The 15,051-nt window shown below is 70.7% G+C and carries 12 protein-coding genes; 9 read left to right on the top strand and 3 right to left on the bottom strand.

What is annotated here, in order from left to right; genetic code table 11:
* The first annotated feature begins 1 nt into the window (after position 1).
* Positions 2 to 154, top strand: coding sequence for a sugar nucleotide-binding protein (locus tag ACFDR9_RS23690; protein ID WP_409032553.1), 153 nt, complete (start codon positions 2 to 4; stop codon positions 152 to 154).
* Positions 155 to 274: 120 nt separating this feature from the next.
* Entirely contained in the window at positions 275 to 1,282 is a 1,008-nt protein-coding gene (locus ACFDR9_RS23685) for a TIGR03790 family protein (RefSeq protein WP_409032552.1), read from the top strand.
* Here ACFDR9_RS23685 and ACFDR9_RS23680 read toward each other — a convergent pair.
* Positions 1,245 to 1,952 (bottom strand): PEP-CTERM sorting domain-containing protein, encoded by a 708-nt coding sequence (locus ACFDR9_RS23680; protein WP_409032551.1) that lies wholly within the window; start codon positions 1,950 to 1,952, stop codon positions 1,245 to 1,247. The two genes, ACFDR9_RS23685 and ACFDR9_RS23680, sit on opposite strands and share 38 nt — an antisense overlap.
* 348 nt (positions 1,953 to 2,300) lie before the next feature.
* Between ACFDR9_RS23680 and ACFDR9_RS23675 the strand changes: the two genes are divergently transcribed.
* The 3 genes from ACFDR9_RS23675 (at position 2,301) to ACFDR9_RS23665 (ending at position 6,405) form a co-directional block, all read left to right on the top strand.
* Positions 2,301 to 5,306, top strand: a complete 3,006-nt coding sequence (locus tag ACFDR9_RS23675) for an ExeM/NucH family extracellular endonuclease (protein WP_409032550.1) — start codon at positions 2,301 to 2,303, stop codon at positions 5,304 to 5,306.
* A gap of 8 nt (positions 5,307 to 5,314) precedes the next feature.
* Positions 5,315 to 5,956 carry an NF038129 family PEP-CTERM protein gene (locus ACFDR9_RS23670; protein WP_409032549.1) on the top strand — a complete coding sequence of 214 codons (642 nt, stop codon included), beginning with the start codon at positions 5,315 to 5,317 and terminating at the stop codon, positions 5,954 to 5,956.
* Between the two features lie 65 nt (positions 5,957 to 6,021).
* Entirely contained in the window at positions 6,022 to 6,405 is a 384-nt protein-coding gene (locus ACFDR9_RS23665) for a hypothetical protein (RefSeq protein WP_409032548.1), read from the top strand.
* 166 nt (positions 6,406 to 6,571) lie between these two features.
* Here ACFDR9_RS23665 and ACFDR9_RS23660 read toward each other — a convergent pair whose 3' ends face one another.
* A complete protein-coding gene (locus tag ACFDR9_RS23660) occupies positions 6,572 to 9,724 on the bottom strand; it encodes a S8 family serine peptidase (RefSeq protein WP_409032547.1) in 3,153 nt (1,050 codons plus the stop codon).
* 72 nt (positions 9,725 to 9,796) lie between these two features.
* Positions 9,797 to 10,537, bottom strand: a complete 741-nt coding sequence (locus ACFDR9_RS23655) for an NF038120 family PEP-CTERM protein (protein WP_409032546.1) — start codon at positions 10,535 to 10,537, stop codon at positions 9,797 to 9,799.
* 404 nt (positions 10,538 to 10,941) lie between these two features.
* Between ACFDR9_RS23655 and gspG the strand changes: the two genes are divergently transcribed.
* From gspG to ACFDR9_RS23635, 4 genes are all read left to right on the top strand, one after another.
* Complete coding sequence (gspG, locus tag ACFDR9_RS23650) at positions 10,942 to 11,385, top strand: type II secretion system major pseudopilin GspG (RefSeq protein ID WP_026132914.1); 444 nt, start codon at positions 10,942 to 10,944, stop codon at positions 11,383 to 11,385.
* Between the two features lie 8 nt (positions 11,386 to 11,393).
* Complete coding sequence (locus ACFDR9_RS23645; RefSeq protein WP_409032545.1) at positions 11,394 to 12,590, top strand: type II secretion system F family protein; 1,197 nt, start codon at positions 11,394 to 11,396, stop codon at positions 12,588 to 12,590.
* Positions 12,587 to 14,287, top strand: a complete 1,701-nt coding sequence (locus tag ACFDR9_RS23640; protein ID WP_409032544.1) for a GspE/PulE family protein — start codon at positions 12,587 to 12,589, stop codon at positions 14,285 to 14,287. The genes ACFDR9_RS23645 and ACFDR9_RS23640 overlap by 4 nt, the downstream gene beginning before the upstream one ends.
* Positions 14,280 to 15,051: hypothetical protein (locus tag ACFDR9_RS23635; protein WP_409032543.1), on the top strand; the 772-nt coding region annotated here is incomplete at its 3' end. The genes ACFDR9_RS23640 and ACFDR9_RS23635, both read left to right, overlap by 8 nt.

Here is a 15,051-nt window from a genome sequence, read left to right as displayed (position 1 = left end):
GATCGATTGCCGGCTGATTCCGATCCCCAGCGCCGAGTATCCGGTGCCGGCGCCGCGGCCGTCCAATTCGGTGCTGTGCTCGGACCGCCTGATCGCCCGCTTTTGCGAGCTGCCCGATTGGCGCGAGGCGCTGCGCCTGTGCCTGGAAGAATAGGCCGGGCCGGCCAATTGGCACCGGCGGTACGCAAACCGCTATAATCCCCGCATCCGGCGCGGCGCGCATGTGGCGCCGCTGTGCCGGCACTTTCACCGACAGGCACAATTGCGTATTTCATTGTTTTCCATTGCAGTCCTAACGCTCTTGAGCGGCGCCGCGCGGGGCCAGGGTGCGCCGGCCGCGAGCGCGCTGCAAGCGGCCCAACTGGCCGTGGTCGTCAACGACGCCGAGCCCAACAGCGTCGAGATCGCCGAGTACTACCGCCAGGCGCGCGCCATTCCAGCCAAAAACATGGTGCATGTGCGCATTCCCAACCGGCCGCGCAGGCTCGACGCCGAACAGTTTCGCCAGTTGAAGGAGCACATCGAGGCCCAGTTGGGGCCCGAGATCCAGGCCGTGCTGATGGTCTGGACCGCGCCCTATGCGGTCGAGTGCAATGCGATCACCGCGGCCTTCACGCTCGGCTTCGACGCCGAACAATGCCTGAAGCCCTGCGGGCCGGGCAAGCCCAGCGCCTACTTCAACGCCGCTTCCGCGCGGCCGATGCTCGACTTCGGCATGCGCCTGTCGATGTTGCTGCCGACCGACTCGGTGGAGCAGGCCAAGGCGCTGATCGACCGCGGCAACGCCAGCGGCTTCCGCATGCCGAGCGCCGCCGCGTATTACCTGAGCACCAGCGAGGCGGCGCGCAACAGCCGCGCCCAGTTCTTTCCGCCCGCCGGCGTGGTGCGCCAGCGCAAGCTGACGATCAAGCGGCTCCAGGCCGACAGCATCGAGGGCGTGCGCGACATCATGGTGTACCAAACCGGCATGGCCCGCGTGGCCAAGCTCGACACGCTACAGTTCCTGCCCGGCGCGCTGGCCGACCACTTGACCTCGGTGGGCGGCGATCTGCTCGGTGAAAGCCAGATGAGCAGCCTGCGCTGGTTGGAAGCGGGGGCGACGGCGAGCTATGGCACGGTCACGGAACCGTGCAACTACTGGCAAAAATTCCCCCATCCGACGGTGTTGCTGCAGCACTACCTGTCCGGCGCCAGCGCCATCGAGGCGTACTGGCGCAGCGTCGCCTGGCCCGCCCAGGGACTCTTCATCGGCGAACCGCTGGCCGCGCCCTACCGCCGCTGAGGCGGCGCCAGCAGGCCAGCAGGCCGAGGCCGGCCAGCAGCAGCGCATAGTTTGACGGCTCCGGCACGGCGGGTAGGTTGCCGGCCGGCCCGCCGGGCTTGCCGTCCAGGCCGTCCCAGCCGTCCCTTAGGCCGGCTGGGACGCGCGGCTGCGCCTGCGGCCGGCGCCGGCCATCGACCGCGCGCTCCCAGTCGCGCCGCCAGTCTTGGCCGGGCAGGGCGGCCGGATCGGTTTTGCCTTCCCCCTCGCCCAGATACAGGCGCAGCAACTGGTCGGCGCCGCGCGTTGCCACGCCGACCGTGCGCGCGCCGGACTCGAGCGCCTCCTCGTCGCGCGCCGCCGGCGCCCGCGTGTCCGGTCCGCCCAGCGCGGCGATTTGTTCCAGCAACGCGGCAACGTCGACGCCATCGTTGAGGCGCCCGTCGACCTCGACTTCGCCGTCGACCAGGCGGCAAGGGCCGCCCATGGCGTCCATGTCGGCGTCGTCGGCGCCGCCCAGCACCCTGCGCATGAGCGCCGATACGCCCGCCGCGTCGGCGCCGCCGGAGGGCATGCGCGCCTCAAGGGTCTGGGCGCAGGTTTTCTGGCCGGGCTTGGCGAGGCGCGCCGGCGCCGGAGCGGGCGCCAAACCGGCCCCGGCCGGCGCCTCGGCGCCTGCCGGAAAGTTCATCAATACCAAGACTGCGGCGAGGGCGGCCGAACCGCAACTGCATCGTGTGCTGGTTTTCATGATGGCCGCTCAAAATGTAGCGGCCGCCGCGCCGCTCGGCGCGTCATTGCCATGATTGCCCGACGCACATCCGATCTAGTTATTCTAGGCGTTTTTAGCCGCATAGCAATACAACTTGGCGCCGCCCGGCCCCGATTGCGCCGTTCGGATGCCGGCATGTCATCACGCCGTCACGCGGCGCTGATAGTATATAATTTGCAATATGTATTTTTTAATCATATTATGCCCGGCGCCGCTGCGGGGGATGCGCGCGGCCCGGGCTTCTTTTTCCACGCTCAGGACTTGTCCATGAAAACACGCTTTACACCGATTCGTACCCCGGCCGCCGCCGCGCCCGGCAAGCTGCGCGCCGTCGCCGCGCTGATGGCCGGCCTGTGCGGCCCGGCGCTGGCCGCCTCCGACGTCGTCATCAGCCAGGTGTACGGCGGCGGCGGCAACGCCGGCGCGCGCTACCGCAACGACTTCATCGAGCTCTTCAACCGCGGCGCCGGCGCCGTCGACGTCGCCAACTGGAGCGTGCAGTACGCCTCCGCCGCCGGCACCAGCTGGGCCGTGACCGCCTTGCCGAACATGCTGTTGCAACCGGGCCAATATTTGCTGGTGCAGCAAGCCAAGGGCAGCGGCGGCAGCGTCGACTTGCCGCCGGCCGACGCCAGCGGTGGCATCGCCATGTCCGGCAGCAGCGGCAAGGTCTTGCTGAGCAACGCTAAAAGCGCGCTCAGCGGCGCCAACCCGTCCGGCGCGGCGGTGCTCGACCTGGTCGGCTTCGGCGCGGCCGGCGGCTTCGAGACGAGCGTCGCGCCGGCGCCGTCGAACACCCTGGCCATCGCCCGCGCCGACGGCGGCTGCGCCGACAGCGACAACAACGGCGCCGACTTCGCCAACGCCGCGCCGGCGCCGCGCAACAGCGCCGCGGCACGGCACGTCTGCGGCGCCACGCCGGCGCCGGCCGTCGTCGCCACCTGTCCGGCCAGCCTGGCGCTGGCCAGCGGCAGCGCCGGCGCGGCCGTGCTGGCCGCGCGCGACGCCGACGGCGTGGTGAACGCCGCCGCGTTCGGCTCGGTGCCGGTGGCCGGCGTCAGCCTCAGCAATTTCGCCGCCGCCGCCGGCGCCGGCCAGAGCGCCGCCGTCAGCCTGGCGGTGGCCGCCGGCGTGGCGCCCGGCGCCTACGCGATCGAGGTCGTCTTCAGCAGCGACCAGGGCCGCAGCGGCGCCTGCCGCGTCGCGCTGAGCGTGCAAACGCCGGCCGGCCTCAGCCACACGATTCCGCAAATCCAGGGCGCCGGCCCAGCCAGCCCGTACGCCAACACCGTGCAAACCACCGAGGGCGTAGTCACGCTGACGGTCGGCACCGGTTTCTTCATGCAGGACGCCGCCGGCGACGGCGACCCGGCCACTTCGGACGGCATCTTCGTCTACACCGGCGCGGCCGCCAGCGGCGCCGCCGTCGGCCAGCGCGTGCGCGTCACCGGCACCGTCGTCGAGTACACGCCCGCCGGCGCGAGCCGCTCGTACACCGAGTTCAAGGACGTCACGTCGGTGCAGGTGCACGGCGCCGGCCATAGCGTCGCGCCGCTCAATCTGGCGTTGCCGAACGCCCGCCTGGACCAGGTCGAGGGCATGCTGGTGCGCTTCGACCGGCCGCTGACGGTGGCGCAAACCGGTTTCCTGGGCAGCCGCGGCGAACTCACGCTGGCCGCCGGCCGGCTCGAAGTGCCGACTAATCGCCACCCGGCCGGCTCGGCCGAGGCGCTGGCGCTGGCGGCGGCCAACGCCAGCAATATGATCGTGCTTGACGACGGCTTGTTCGTCACGCCGACGCTGATTCCGTATATCGGCCAGGACGGCACCGTGCGCGCCGGCGACAGCGTACTCGGGCTGACCGGCGTGGTCGACTTCGGCGCCATCGGCGGCGGCGGCGCGGCCTTCAAGCTGCAGCCTACCGCGCCGCCGCGGTTTTCGCGCGACAACCCGCGCACGCCGGCGCCGCTGTTCGCGCCCGGCAACGTCAAGGTGGCCAGCGCCAACGTGCTCAATTTTTTCACCACCTTCACCAACGGCGCCAACGTCTTCGGCCAGACCGGCCAGGGTTGCACCCTGGGCGCGAGCAGTGCCAAGGCGAACTGCCGCGGCGCCGACAACCTGCTCGAATTCCAGCGCCAGCGCGACAAGATCGTCGCCGAACTGAAGGCCATCGACGCCGACGTGGTCGGACTGATGGAAATCCAGAACAACGGCGAGATCGCCGTGTCCTATCTGGTCGAGCAGCTCAACGCGGCGATCGGCGCGCCGCTCTACGCCTACGTGCCGAAGCCGGCCGCCACCGGCAGCGACGCGATCCGCGTGGCGATGATCTACAAGCCGGGCAAGCTGGAGCTGGTCGGCGCCGCGCTGGCCGACGCCGACGCCGTCAACAACCGGCCGCCGATGGCGCAGACCTTCCGCGCCGGCAACGGCGGGAAGTTTTCACTGGTCGTCAACCACCTGAAGTCGAAGGGCAGTTGCCCGAGCGGCGGCGCCGACGCCGACCAGGGCGACGGCCAAGCCTGCTGGAACGCGCTGCGCGTGCGCCAGGCCCGCCGCCTGCTCGACAACTTCGTGCCGCAGGTGGTCGCGGCGGCCGCCGACCCGGACGTGCTGCTCATCGGCGACCTGAATGCGCACGCTTTCGAGGATCCGCTCAACGCGCTGACCGCAGGCGGCTTCGTCAACCAGCTGGAACGCTTCGTGCGTCCTTTCGGCACGCCGTATTCCTACGTGTTCGACGGCGAGAGCGGCTACCTGGACCACGCGCTGGCCAGCGCGGCGCTGGACCGCCAGGTGGCCGGCGCCGGCGAATGGCACATCAACGCCGACGAACCCAGCGTGATCGACTACAACACCGACGGCAAGCCGCAAGACTTGTACAACGCGCTGCCGTACCGCGCCTCCGACCACGACCCGGTCGTCGTCAGCCTGAACCTGCAGCCGGCCGTGCTGGACGCCAGCGCCAGCTTCAGCGTCGCCAGCTCGGGCCTGAGCTATCACCGCGGCACGCAGACCTACAGCGGCACCGTGTCGTTCAGCAACAAGAGCGGCGTCGGCGTGGCCGGCCCGTTCCAGCTGCTGTTCGCCGGCCTGCCGGCCGGCGTGACCCTGGCCAACGCCAGCGGCAGCCATGCGGGCGCGCCGTATATGACGTTGGAGGCGGCCGCGCTGGCGCCCGGCGCCAGCGCCAGCGTCGGCGTCAGCTTCATCAATCCCGGCAAGAGCCCGATCGGCTATTCAACCAAAATCTTCACCGGCAACTTTTAAGGAAAACCATGCACGCACCGACTCTGCAGCGCGCCCTGCGCCACCTGACCCTGGCCGTGGCGCTCGCCGGCGCCGCCGCCGCCGCGGCCGCCGCGCCGGGCTACCACGTTGAAATCGACACCAGCCGGTTCAGCGGCGCCGGCTTCCTCGACTTCGTCTTCATCCCCGGCAACAGCGGCGCGCCGGCCGCCAGCGCCACGCTGCGCCATGTCAGCGGCGCCTTCGGCGGCGTCGTCGCGCAGGAGGGCGACGTCAGCGGCGCCGTCGGCGGCGTGCTGAGCTTGCGCAACGGCGGCTTTTACAACGGCCTGTTCCAATCGATCGCGCTGGGCGGACAATTCAGCTTCGACGTCGAGTTCGGCGGCGCCTTCCAGTTCGCCGATGGCGGCGCCGGCAGCACCTTCGGCGTCGGCTTGCTCGACGCCAGCGGCGCGCGCTACCTGGGCAACCCGGGCGGCAACGTGGTGCAATTCGAGTTGATGCCCGCGTTCGGCGGCGCGCCGGCCGGCGTCAGCGGCGCCGTCTACGGCGGCGTGGCGACGATTGCGGCCGTGCCGGAACCGGGCGCGTGGCTGATGCTGTCGGCCGGCCTGGCCCTGCTGGGCTGGGGCGCGCGCCGGCGCCGCGGCGTCGAGGCGCGCGCGGCTTGACGGCGGCGGCGGCCCGGTTCATGATGGGACCGTCCCCTTTTCGCGGCCGCGGCCGCCTCCACGCCATGCAGCGACTCGCCGTTTCACTCCTGTTGTGCTGCGCCGCCTGCAGCGCCGCGCCGCCGGCGGCGCGCGCGCCGGACACCCTTGACCAGATCCGCGCGCTGGTCGGCGCGGCGTCCTGCGCCGAGTCGTCGCAATGCCGTACGCTGGCGTTGGGGGCGAAAGCCTGCGGCGGCCCCGAGGCTTACCTGGCCTGGTCCACCGCCGCCACGCCGGCGCCGCCGCTGCGGGCGCTGGCGGCGCGCCACCAGGCCCAGCGCCAAGCCGAAAACGCGGCCACGCAACTGGCCTCCAACTGCGCCATGCTCGACGACCCGGGCGCGCTGTGCCGGCTACCGGCCGGCGTCTGCGCGCTGCGCGCGGTGGGACAGCGCGGCGCCGACTGAGGCGCGCGTCAAGCGGGCCAAGCGCGGCGCGCCCCGTCCGCTGGCGAAGGTTCCGGCCGCCGCCTGGCGGCTTCACGGCCGGACGGACATGAAAAGAGGCTGCGGGCTTTTCAGCGCGCAGCCTCTTTTCAGTCCGCTCCGGGCGGACCGGCCTGCCATGCCAGCCTTACAGGCCGCGGTCGCCTTTGGGTGCGCGCTCCGGCGTCAGCGCCAGCGGCAGTGGATTGTTGGTTTCCACCGACAGCAGCGTGGTCGCCGCCGTCGCGCCGCTCGGGTCGACGAACTGCACCGCGCCCAGGTAGCGCTCGCCGCTCGGCAGGCCCGACCAGCTGAGCGTCGCGGTGGCGCTGCCGGCCGCGTAGACCTTGCTCGGTACCGCTACGCGCAGGTTGCCGCCGACGTCGGCCCTGCCCACCACCGCGGTGGACAGGGTGAAGTCGGTCGAGGCGCCGTTGGCGGCCGCGTAGCCGATGACGCAAGCCTTGTAGGCGCCGGCGGCCGGCGTGACCAGCGTCACCGATTCGTTGGAACCGTCGTGCAGGCTGGAGCCGGCGATGGCGCCGCTGCCGTTCAGGACGATCAGGTCGAGGTCGTGGCCGCCGCCGCCGTTGGTGTCGCGGTCGAAGGTTTCCACCCGCAGCGCCATGCTGTTGGCCGGCACGTTCAACGACGTCAAGCGCGCGCCGATACCGCCGGCGCGGCACAGCGCCGCCGCGTCTTCCAGGCTGTTGACGGTGCCGTCGACGGCCTGCGGCACGCTTTGCGCGCTGCGGCTGACCGCTTTCAGGCCGCCGCTCGCCGTGCCCAGCCGACCGGTGAAGCCGGTCGACAGCGACAGCAGGCGGGTGGCGCCGGTTTTTTCGGACTCCACCAGCACCGGTGCGATCACCGAGCGGCCGGAGCGGGCGATGACCGGGCTGCGCACGTTGTGCACGCCGTCGCTCCACACCAGGGCGCCGTACTGCCAGACGTTGTCGGCGGCGTTGGTGCGCGTCAGCGTCACGTCGAACGACTTGGTTTCGCCCGGCGCCAGGGTCAGGCTGGGCGGATTCACCGCGATATTGTAGCCGGTGATCGAGGCCGCCGCCGTGTAGGTGGCGGCGGCGGCGCCGACGTTGGTGACGCGGCGGCTGACCGTTTGCGCGCCCAGCACGTTGCCGACGCTGATGGACGGCAGGTTCAGGTTGTAGCCGGGCATGCTGCCGGTGGCGCATTCGCCGGCCATGCCGGCGCCGCACATGTATTTCTTGTAGTCGAGCAGGCTGGCGTCGTACACCAGGCCGGGGTCGGTGGCCTTGTTCGGCGTGATCTGGCCGGCGCCCTGGGCGAACGGCAGCACGCCGCGCAGGTCGCCGGCCTGGTTGTCGGCCAGGGTGGCGCTGCCGGTGGTCATCAGGGCCGACTTGATCGCCGCCGGGCTCCAGGTTGGATGGGCCTGGCGCAACAGGGCCGCCAGGCCGGCCACGTGCGGGCTGGCCATCGAGGTGCCCTGGTACAGGCCCCAGAACGGTGGCGGCACCAGGGCGCCGCTGATGACGGCGGCCTGCTGTTCCTTCGACAGGGCCGGCGTCAGGCCGGCCAGGATGTCGACGCCGGGCGCGGCGACGTCCGGTTTGAGCGTGTTCGGATCGTAGCGGTTCGGGCCGCGCGAGGAGAAGTTGGCCACCACCGGCGCCGGCAGCGGGCCGGGCACGACGACGAATTTGGAAATCGCGCCGAGCGCGCCGGCGCTCTGGGCGTAGCTGCGGATCAGCGCGCCGTCGGCGGCGCTCACGTGCACGCTCGGGACGACGTGGACGTCGGCCGCCAGGCCGGCGCCGTTGTCGACCAAGACCATGCCGACGCCGCCGGCGTCCTGCACCGCCTGGCTCTTGTCGGTGCGGCCGTTGCTGCCGCGGGTGCAGGTGACGATCTTGCCGGCCACCTTGGCCGGGTCGAGCAGGGCCACCTGGCCGTTGGCCGCGGCGCTGTAGCACAGCGCCAGCCTGCCGGCGTCGGCGCCGGCCAGGCCGGCGTCTTCGGCGCGGATCATCGGGCTGTTCGGCAGCGCCTTGCCGGTCATCGAGCCGCCGGTGTAGCGCTGGCCGTTGGCAAGCAGGATGCTCGCTTCGCCGTAGCGGTTGTGGGTCGACGCGGCCACCGTGGTCAGCCACGGGCTGACGTGGGCCACGCTGTTGGCCGGGCCGGCGTTGCCGGCCGAGACGGCGACGAACACGCCGGCGTTGGAGGCGTGCAGGAAGGCTTGTTCGACCGGGTCGTTGATGGCGCTGCCGCCGCTGATCGAATAGTTGATCACGTGGACGCCGTCCTTGACGGCTTTTTCAATCGCCGCCACGTTGTCGCCGCTCCAGCAGGTGTTCTTCGCGCCGGTCGCCTCGCTCGGGTCGTTGAACGACCAGCAGGTTTTGTAGGTCGCCAGGCGGGCGCGCGGCGCCATGCCGGAGGTGGCGCCGAGCGGGTTGCCGTTGATCGTCGCCTGGACCCCGGCGTTGCCGCCGGCGGTGCTCGAGACGTGGGTGCCGTGGCCGCCCTGGCCGTTGACGCCGCCGATCGAGTCGCGCGGCGAGACGAATTCCGACCAGTGCGGGACGCGCGCGGTGTCGGTCAGGCGGCTGGCGTTGAAATATTGCGTGCCGATCAGTTTGTTGTTGCAATGGCTGCTCGTGAAACCCTCGCCGGTCTGGCAGTCGCCCTTCCAGCGTTCCGGCGCCGGGCCGTAGGCCAGCGTGCCGCTCGGCTCGAACGTCGGCGCGCCGTTGGCGTCGACGCGGTCGGCGTAGGACGGGTTTTCCGGCCAGACGCCGCCGTCGACGATGCCGATGATGATGTCTTCGCCGGCGCCGGCCAGGCCGCCCAGCTGGCTCCACAGCCCGCCCGGCTGGTCGAGGCCGAGGAAGCGCGGGGTGTAGCTGGTCTGCAGGCGGTTCGGCACGTCGGCGGCGATGCTGGCGACGGCGCCGCTGGCTTTCAACTGGCGCACTTCGGCGTCGGTCAGCAGCGCGGCGAAGCCGTTCATGACCACCGTGTACTGGTGGTGTACCGGGGCGTTGGCGATGATCGCCTGGACGTCGCTCTGCTTGGCGCTCAGATACTCGGAGTAGCGCTGGACGTCGTCGCTGGCCAGGTCGAGGCGGGCGCCGTTGGCGGGCTGGGTCGCGTTCAGGCCGGTGACGCCGCCGGCGTAGGAGGCCACCGGCTGGTCGGCCAGTTGCACGATGTAGGGACGACGGATGTCGTCGGCGGCGGCGGCGAAGCTCAGGCTCGACAGCAGCGCCAGCACGGCGAGGGAGACGGGACGCAATACGGGACGTAATTTCATCTTGAATAATTCCTGGAATAGGGTGGGGCGCCGCGCTTCAACGCAACGCGGTTCGGATCGGACCGGACCGGCTCAGGCGCGGCGGCGGCGCGCGAACGCGGCCAGCGCGCCCAGGCCGAGCATCAGCATCAGCGCGCTGGATGGTTCCGGCACCGAGGCGATCACGTTGTCCAGCGCGAATTGGCCCTTGTTGCTGTTGAACGCAGAGCACGCGCCGGTGGCGCCGCAGTTGAAGCCGAAGAAGGCGACTTCGGCGAATTCCTTGCCGGCGAACGCGGCGCTGGCGGTGAAGTGCTGGAAGCCGAAGCCGTTGGCGCCGCCCGGGAACAGGTAGTCCTCGTAGAACGAGCCGCCGCCGGCGTAGAAGCCCTGCACCCGCAGGTAGCCGGCCAGCGCCGGGTAGCTGGCGCCGGCAACCGAGCCGATGAAGCTGGCGTCGAAGCCGCTCACGCGCAGGCTCTGGCCGGCGTGGGCGCTGCTCATGAACAGGACACTGTCGTTCAGGCCGGCGTAGTAGTTGCCGCTGCCGTTGGTCGGGCAAGCCAGGTTGACGCACACGCCGGGGTCGGCGCCCTCCACCACGACACCGGCGGCGTCGCCGTTCCAGGCGTCGGGGTCGTTCGAATAGCCGGTCAGCACGAAGTTGCCGTATGTCAGTTGCTGGTTGTGGCCGAGCTGGACGTTGGCGTAGCCTTCGAAGTCGAGCACGTCGGCGTGCGCCGCCGGCAGCGCCGCCGTCAGCAGCGTGGCGGCGAGCGCGGCGCCGAGGGCGGAGCGGCGGAATGGCGTGTCAAACAGAGCGGTGCGTGTCATGAATCTTCCCTTGCTAGCGATGGTTGTGCAATATGTTTTTGCGTGTTTTACCTGAACTTGCGATGACACCCGGACAACAGTCGGGGTCCGACGACTATAGCAAAACGCATAATTGGCATGAAATATTTTCAAACGTTCTATATTTGCTAGTTACATAACAAAAGCAAATAAAGTTTGCTCCCTGCTATTAAAATTTAACCAATAGTTACCGACGCGGATGTTGAAAATATGTCACGGCTTTGCGAAAACGTAAGGTTCGCGCCACGCCCGGCCGCGCCGGCAAATAAAACATTATCGTTCCGGTAATCGGCATGGTAGCCTTGCACCCCAAAACCGCTTTTTTGTCGAACCGCCCCGGCCGTTCGGCGGCGGCTGTTTACGCGGTGAGTTGAGGAGTCGAACGGATGCATGCAGCACGGAAGCAAGGCAGGGGCGGGCGGCGCGGCGCGGGGGGCTTCACGCTGTTGGAGTTGCTCGTTGTGATCGTCATTATCGGCTTGCTGGCGGCCTATGTCGGGCCGAAGTACTTCGCCCAACTGGGCAAGTCGGAAGTGACCGTGGCCAAGGCGCAGATCGAGTCGTTCGAGAAGTCGCTCGACACCTACCGGCTCGACGTCGGCCGCTACCCGAACACCGACGAGGGCCTGGCCGCGCTGCTGGCCGCGCCGGCCAGCGCCGGCGCCAAATGGAACGGGCCGTACCTGAAAAAGGCCGTGCCGCAAGACCCGTGGGGCCACCCGTACGCCTACCGTTCGCCGGGCGCCAAGGGCGAGTATGACATCGTCTCGACCGGCAAGGACGGCCAGCCCGGCGGCAGCGGCGAAGCCGCCGACATCAGCTCGCAGTAAGGGCGGCCGTGCGTTTTGAAGTACGCGCGCTGGCGCCGGGCCAGGCCGTGGCGAAGCTGGTGCTGGACGCCACCGACGAGGCCGACGCCCGCCGCCAGGTCGAGGCGCGCGGCCTGTTCGTCGGCGCCATCCGGCCGCTGGCCGGCGCGGCGTTCGGCGCCGGCGCGCGCAAGACTAGCCGGGCGCTGCCGTTGGTGCTGTTCAGCCAGGAATTGCTGGCCCTGCTGACGGCCGGCCTGGGCATCGTCGAGGCGCTGGAGGCGCTGCTGGAAAAAGAGGCCAACCCGGCCACCCGCGGCGCGCTCGAGCGCATGCTCGGCGGCCTGCGCGAGGGCAAGCGCCTGTCGGCCGTGCTGGCCGAGCAACCCGAACTGTTCCCGCCGCTCTACACCGGCATCGTCAAGGCGGCCGAGGGCACCAGCGACCTGCCGCGCGCGCTGGGCCGTTTCATCGACTACCAGCAGCGCATCGACCTGGTGCGCGCCAAGATCGTCAGCGCCGCCATCTATCCGTGCATCCTGCTGGCCGTCGGCGGCGGCGTCAGCGGTTTCCTGATCACCTACGTGGTGCCGCGCTTCGCCGAGGTCTACCAGGGCGCCGGGCGCAACCTGCCGTGGATGTCGCAAATGATGCTGGGCTGGGGCCAGTTCGCCGGCGCCCACACCGGCTTGCTGCTGGCCGGCCTGGGCGGGCTGGCGGCGGCGCTGGGCTGGGGCTGGCGCCGCGTCGCCGGCAACGGCGGCGCCGCGCGCCTGCTGGCGAAGCTGCCGGGCATCGGCGAGCGCGTGCGCATCTACGAGTTGTCGCGCCTGTACCTGACGCTGGGCATGCTCTCCGAGGGCGGCGTCACCATCGTCCAGGCCATCTCGACGGTGCGCGGCATGGTCTCGCCGGCGCTGCAACGCGCGCTGGTGGCGGCGCGCGCCGGCGTCGAGGCCGGCCTGCCGCTGTCGAGCGCGTTCGAACAGAACGGCCTGACCACGCCGATTTCGCTGCGCATGCTGCGCGTCGGCGAGCGCACCGGCGACATGGGGCCGATGCTGACCCAGTCGGCGGCCTTTTACGACGGCGAGATCAGCCGCTGGATCGACCGCTTCACGCGCACCTTCGAACCGCTGCTGATGGCCGCCATCGGGCTGGTGGTGGGCGCCATCGTGGTGCTGCTGTACATGCCTATTTTCGATCTGGCCGGAGACATTTCATGAGCGCCGACGCCCAAAGCCACACCGCGCTGGAGCCGGCGCTGCTGCTGCGCGCGCGCGCCCTCGGCGAGCTGTCGAAACGCTCGCTGGTCGAGGAACTCGAAGCGCTGAGCGGGCTGGAGCCGCGCCTGGTGGTGCGCGCGCTGGCGCTGCCGTTCGGCCTGGCCGTGCTGGAGACGGTCGACATGCTGGCGTTCGCGCCGGCCTTCGACCTGCTGCCGCTGGCGCAGGCGCTGGCGCGCCGCAGCGTGCTGCTGCGCGCCGGCGACGGCCAGGTGCTCGGCGTGGTGGCCGACCCGTTCGACCTCGACCTGCAAACCTGGCTGGGCGCGCGGGCGCGCTGCTCGGCCCACGCGCCGCTGCAGATCCGCCTGGCGCTGCAGTCCGACATCCAGGCCTACCTGTCCAAGCAGGAGGAGTCGGCGCGCGCCGTCGACACGCTGCTGCCCGGCGCCGCCGACGGCCGGCGCGACGGCAAGACCGCCGCCGTGCTGTCGTTCGCCTCGGTCTCCGAGGCCGGCAGCCCGGCCGTCAAGCTGGTCAACTCGACGCTGTACGACGCCCTCAAGGCCGGCGCCTCCGACATCCACCTGGAGAGCACGGCCGGCGGCCTGGCCGTCAAATACCGCGTCGACGGCGTGCTCGACCACGCCACCGCGGTCAACGGCGCCGAGCTGGCCGAGCGCGTCATCTCCCGCCTGAAGGTGCTGGCCGAACTCGACATCGCCGAGCGCCGCGTGCCGCAGGACGGCAGCTTCCGGGTCGAGGCGGGCGGGCGCGAAATCGACTTGCGCGTCTCGATCATGCCCAGCATCCACGGCGAGGACGCGGTCATCCGCATCCTCGACAAGCGCGCCATGATCGAGGCCTACGGCGCGCTGACGCTGGAGGCGCTCGGCTTCGACGCGCCCTCGCTGGTGTCGCTGCGCACGCTGGCGCAGGAAGCCTACGGCATGCTGCTGGTGACCGGGCCGACCGGCTCGGGCAAGACCACCACGCTGTACGCGGCGCTGACGGAAATCCACAACGGCCGCGAAAAGATCATCACCATCGAAGACCCGGTCGAATACCAGTTGCCCGGCATCCTGCAAATCCCGGTCAACGAAAAAAAGGGCCTGACCTTCGCCAAGGGCCTGCGCTCGATCCTGCGGCACGACCCCGACAAAATCATGGTCGGCGAAATCCGCGACCGCGAGACCGCCGAGATCGCGGTGCAGTCGGCGTTGACGGGCCACCTGGTGCTGACGACGGTGCACGCCAACAACGTCTTCGACGTCTTCGGCCGCTTCACCCACATGGGCATCGACCCCTACGCCTTCGTCTCGGCGCTCAACGGCATCTGGGCGCAGCGCCTAATCCGCACCAACTGCCCGCACTGCGCGGCGCCGTACACGCCGGGCGAACAGGAACTGGCCGGCGTCGGCCTGAGCCGGGCCGACGTCTACGACTTCCAGTTCATGCAGGGCAAAGGCTGCGGCGACTGCCGCGGCACCGGCTACAAGGGGCGCCGCTCGATCGCCGAGATCCTCACGCTGAACGACGAAATCCGCGAGATGATCGTCGACAAGCGGCCGATCCGCCAGATCAAGGCGGCGGCCTACGACAACGGCACCCGCAGCCTGCGCCTGGCGGCGCTGGAACTGGTCAAGCGCGGCGCCACCACATTAACGGAGATCAAACGGGTGACATTGCATGCGTAGGGGCCTGGGACAAGCATTGCGCATCGGCGTCTCGCGCGAGGCGGTCAGCCTGCTGCGCAGCAGCCGCTGGCACGGGCCGGCGCTGGCCGTGCTGGCCGAGTGCGCGTGCGCGCCGGCCGCCGACGGCGCCGACGCGGTCGGCGCCATCGGCGCGGCGCTGGAACAACTGCTGGCCGGCGGCGGCTACGCCGGCTGGCCGGCCAGCGTGGTGCTCGACGACGAGTTGACCCGCCTGTGGCAGGTGGCGCCGCCGCCGGGCGCGAGCCGCCCGGCCGACCTCGACGCCGCCGCCGCGATGCGCTTCCAGGCCTTGTACGGCGAGCCGCTGGACGGCTGGCGCGTCGGCGCCGACTGGCAGGCGCGCGCGCCGTTTTACGCCGCCGCGCCGGGGCCGCTGCTGGCCCGGCTCGACAGCGTGGCCGGCGCGCACGGCCTGGCCATCGTCGCCGTGGTGCCGCATTTCATCGCCGCCTGGAACCGCTGGCAGGGCGCGCTGGCGCCGGGCGCCTGGTTCGCCCTGCTGCACCGGCAACTGCTGAGCATAGGCGCCGTCGACGGCGCCCGCCTGCGCGCGGTGCGCACGCTGCCGGTGCCGCACGGCGCCGAGCATTACTGGCTGGGGCAGACGCTGGCGCGCGAAGCCTTGCTGCTGAACTTGGCCGCGCCGACGCTGCTGCAAGTGTGCGGCGCGGGGGGGGGGGGGGGGGGGGGGGGGGGGGGGGGGGGTGGGGGGGGGAGGGGGGGGGGAAGGGGGGGGGGAGGGG

The organism is Janthinobacterium sp. CG_23.3 (assembly GCF_046115965.1).
Lineage (GTDB): Bacteria > Pseudomonadota > Gammaproteobacteria > Burkholderiales > Burkholderiaceae_D > Janthinobacterium.
The sequence above is the reverse complement of the archived record's forward strand: the minus strand, read 5'-3'. Positions and strand labels throughout refer to the sequence as shown.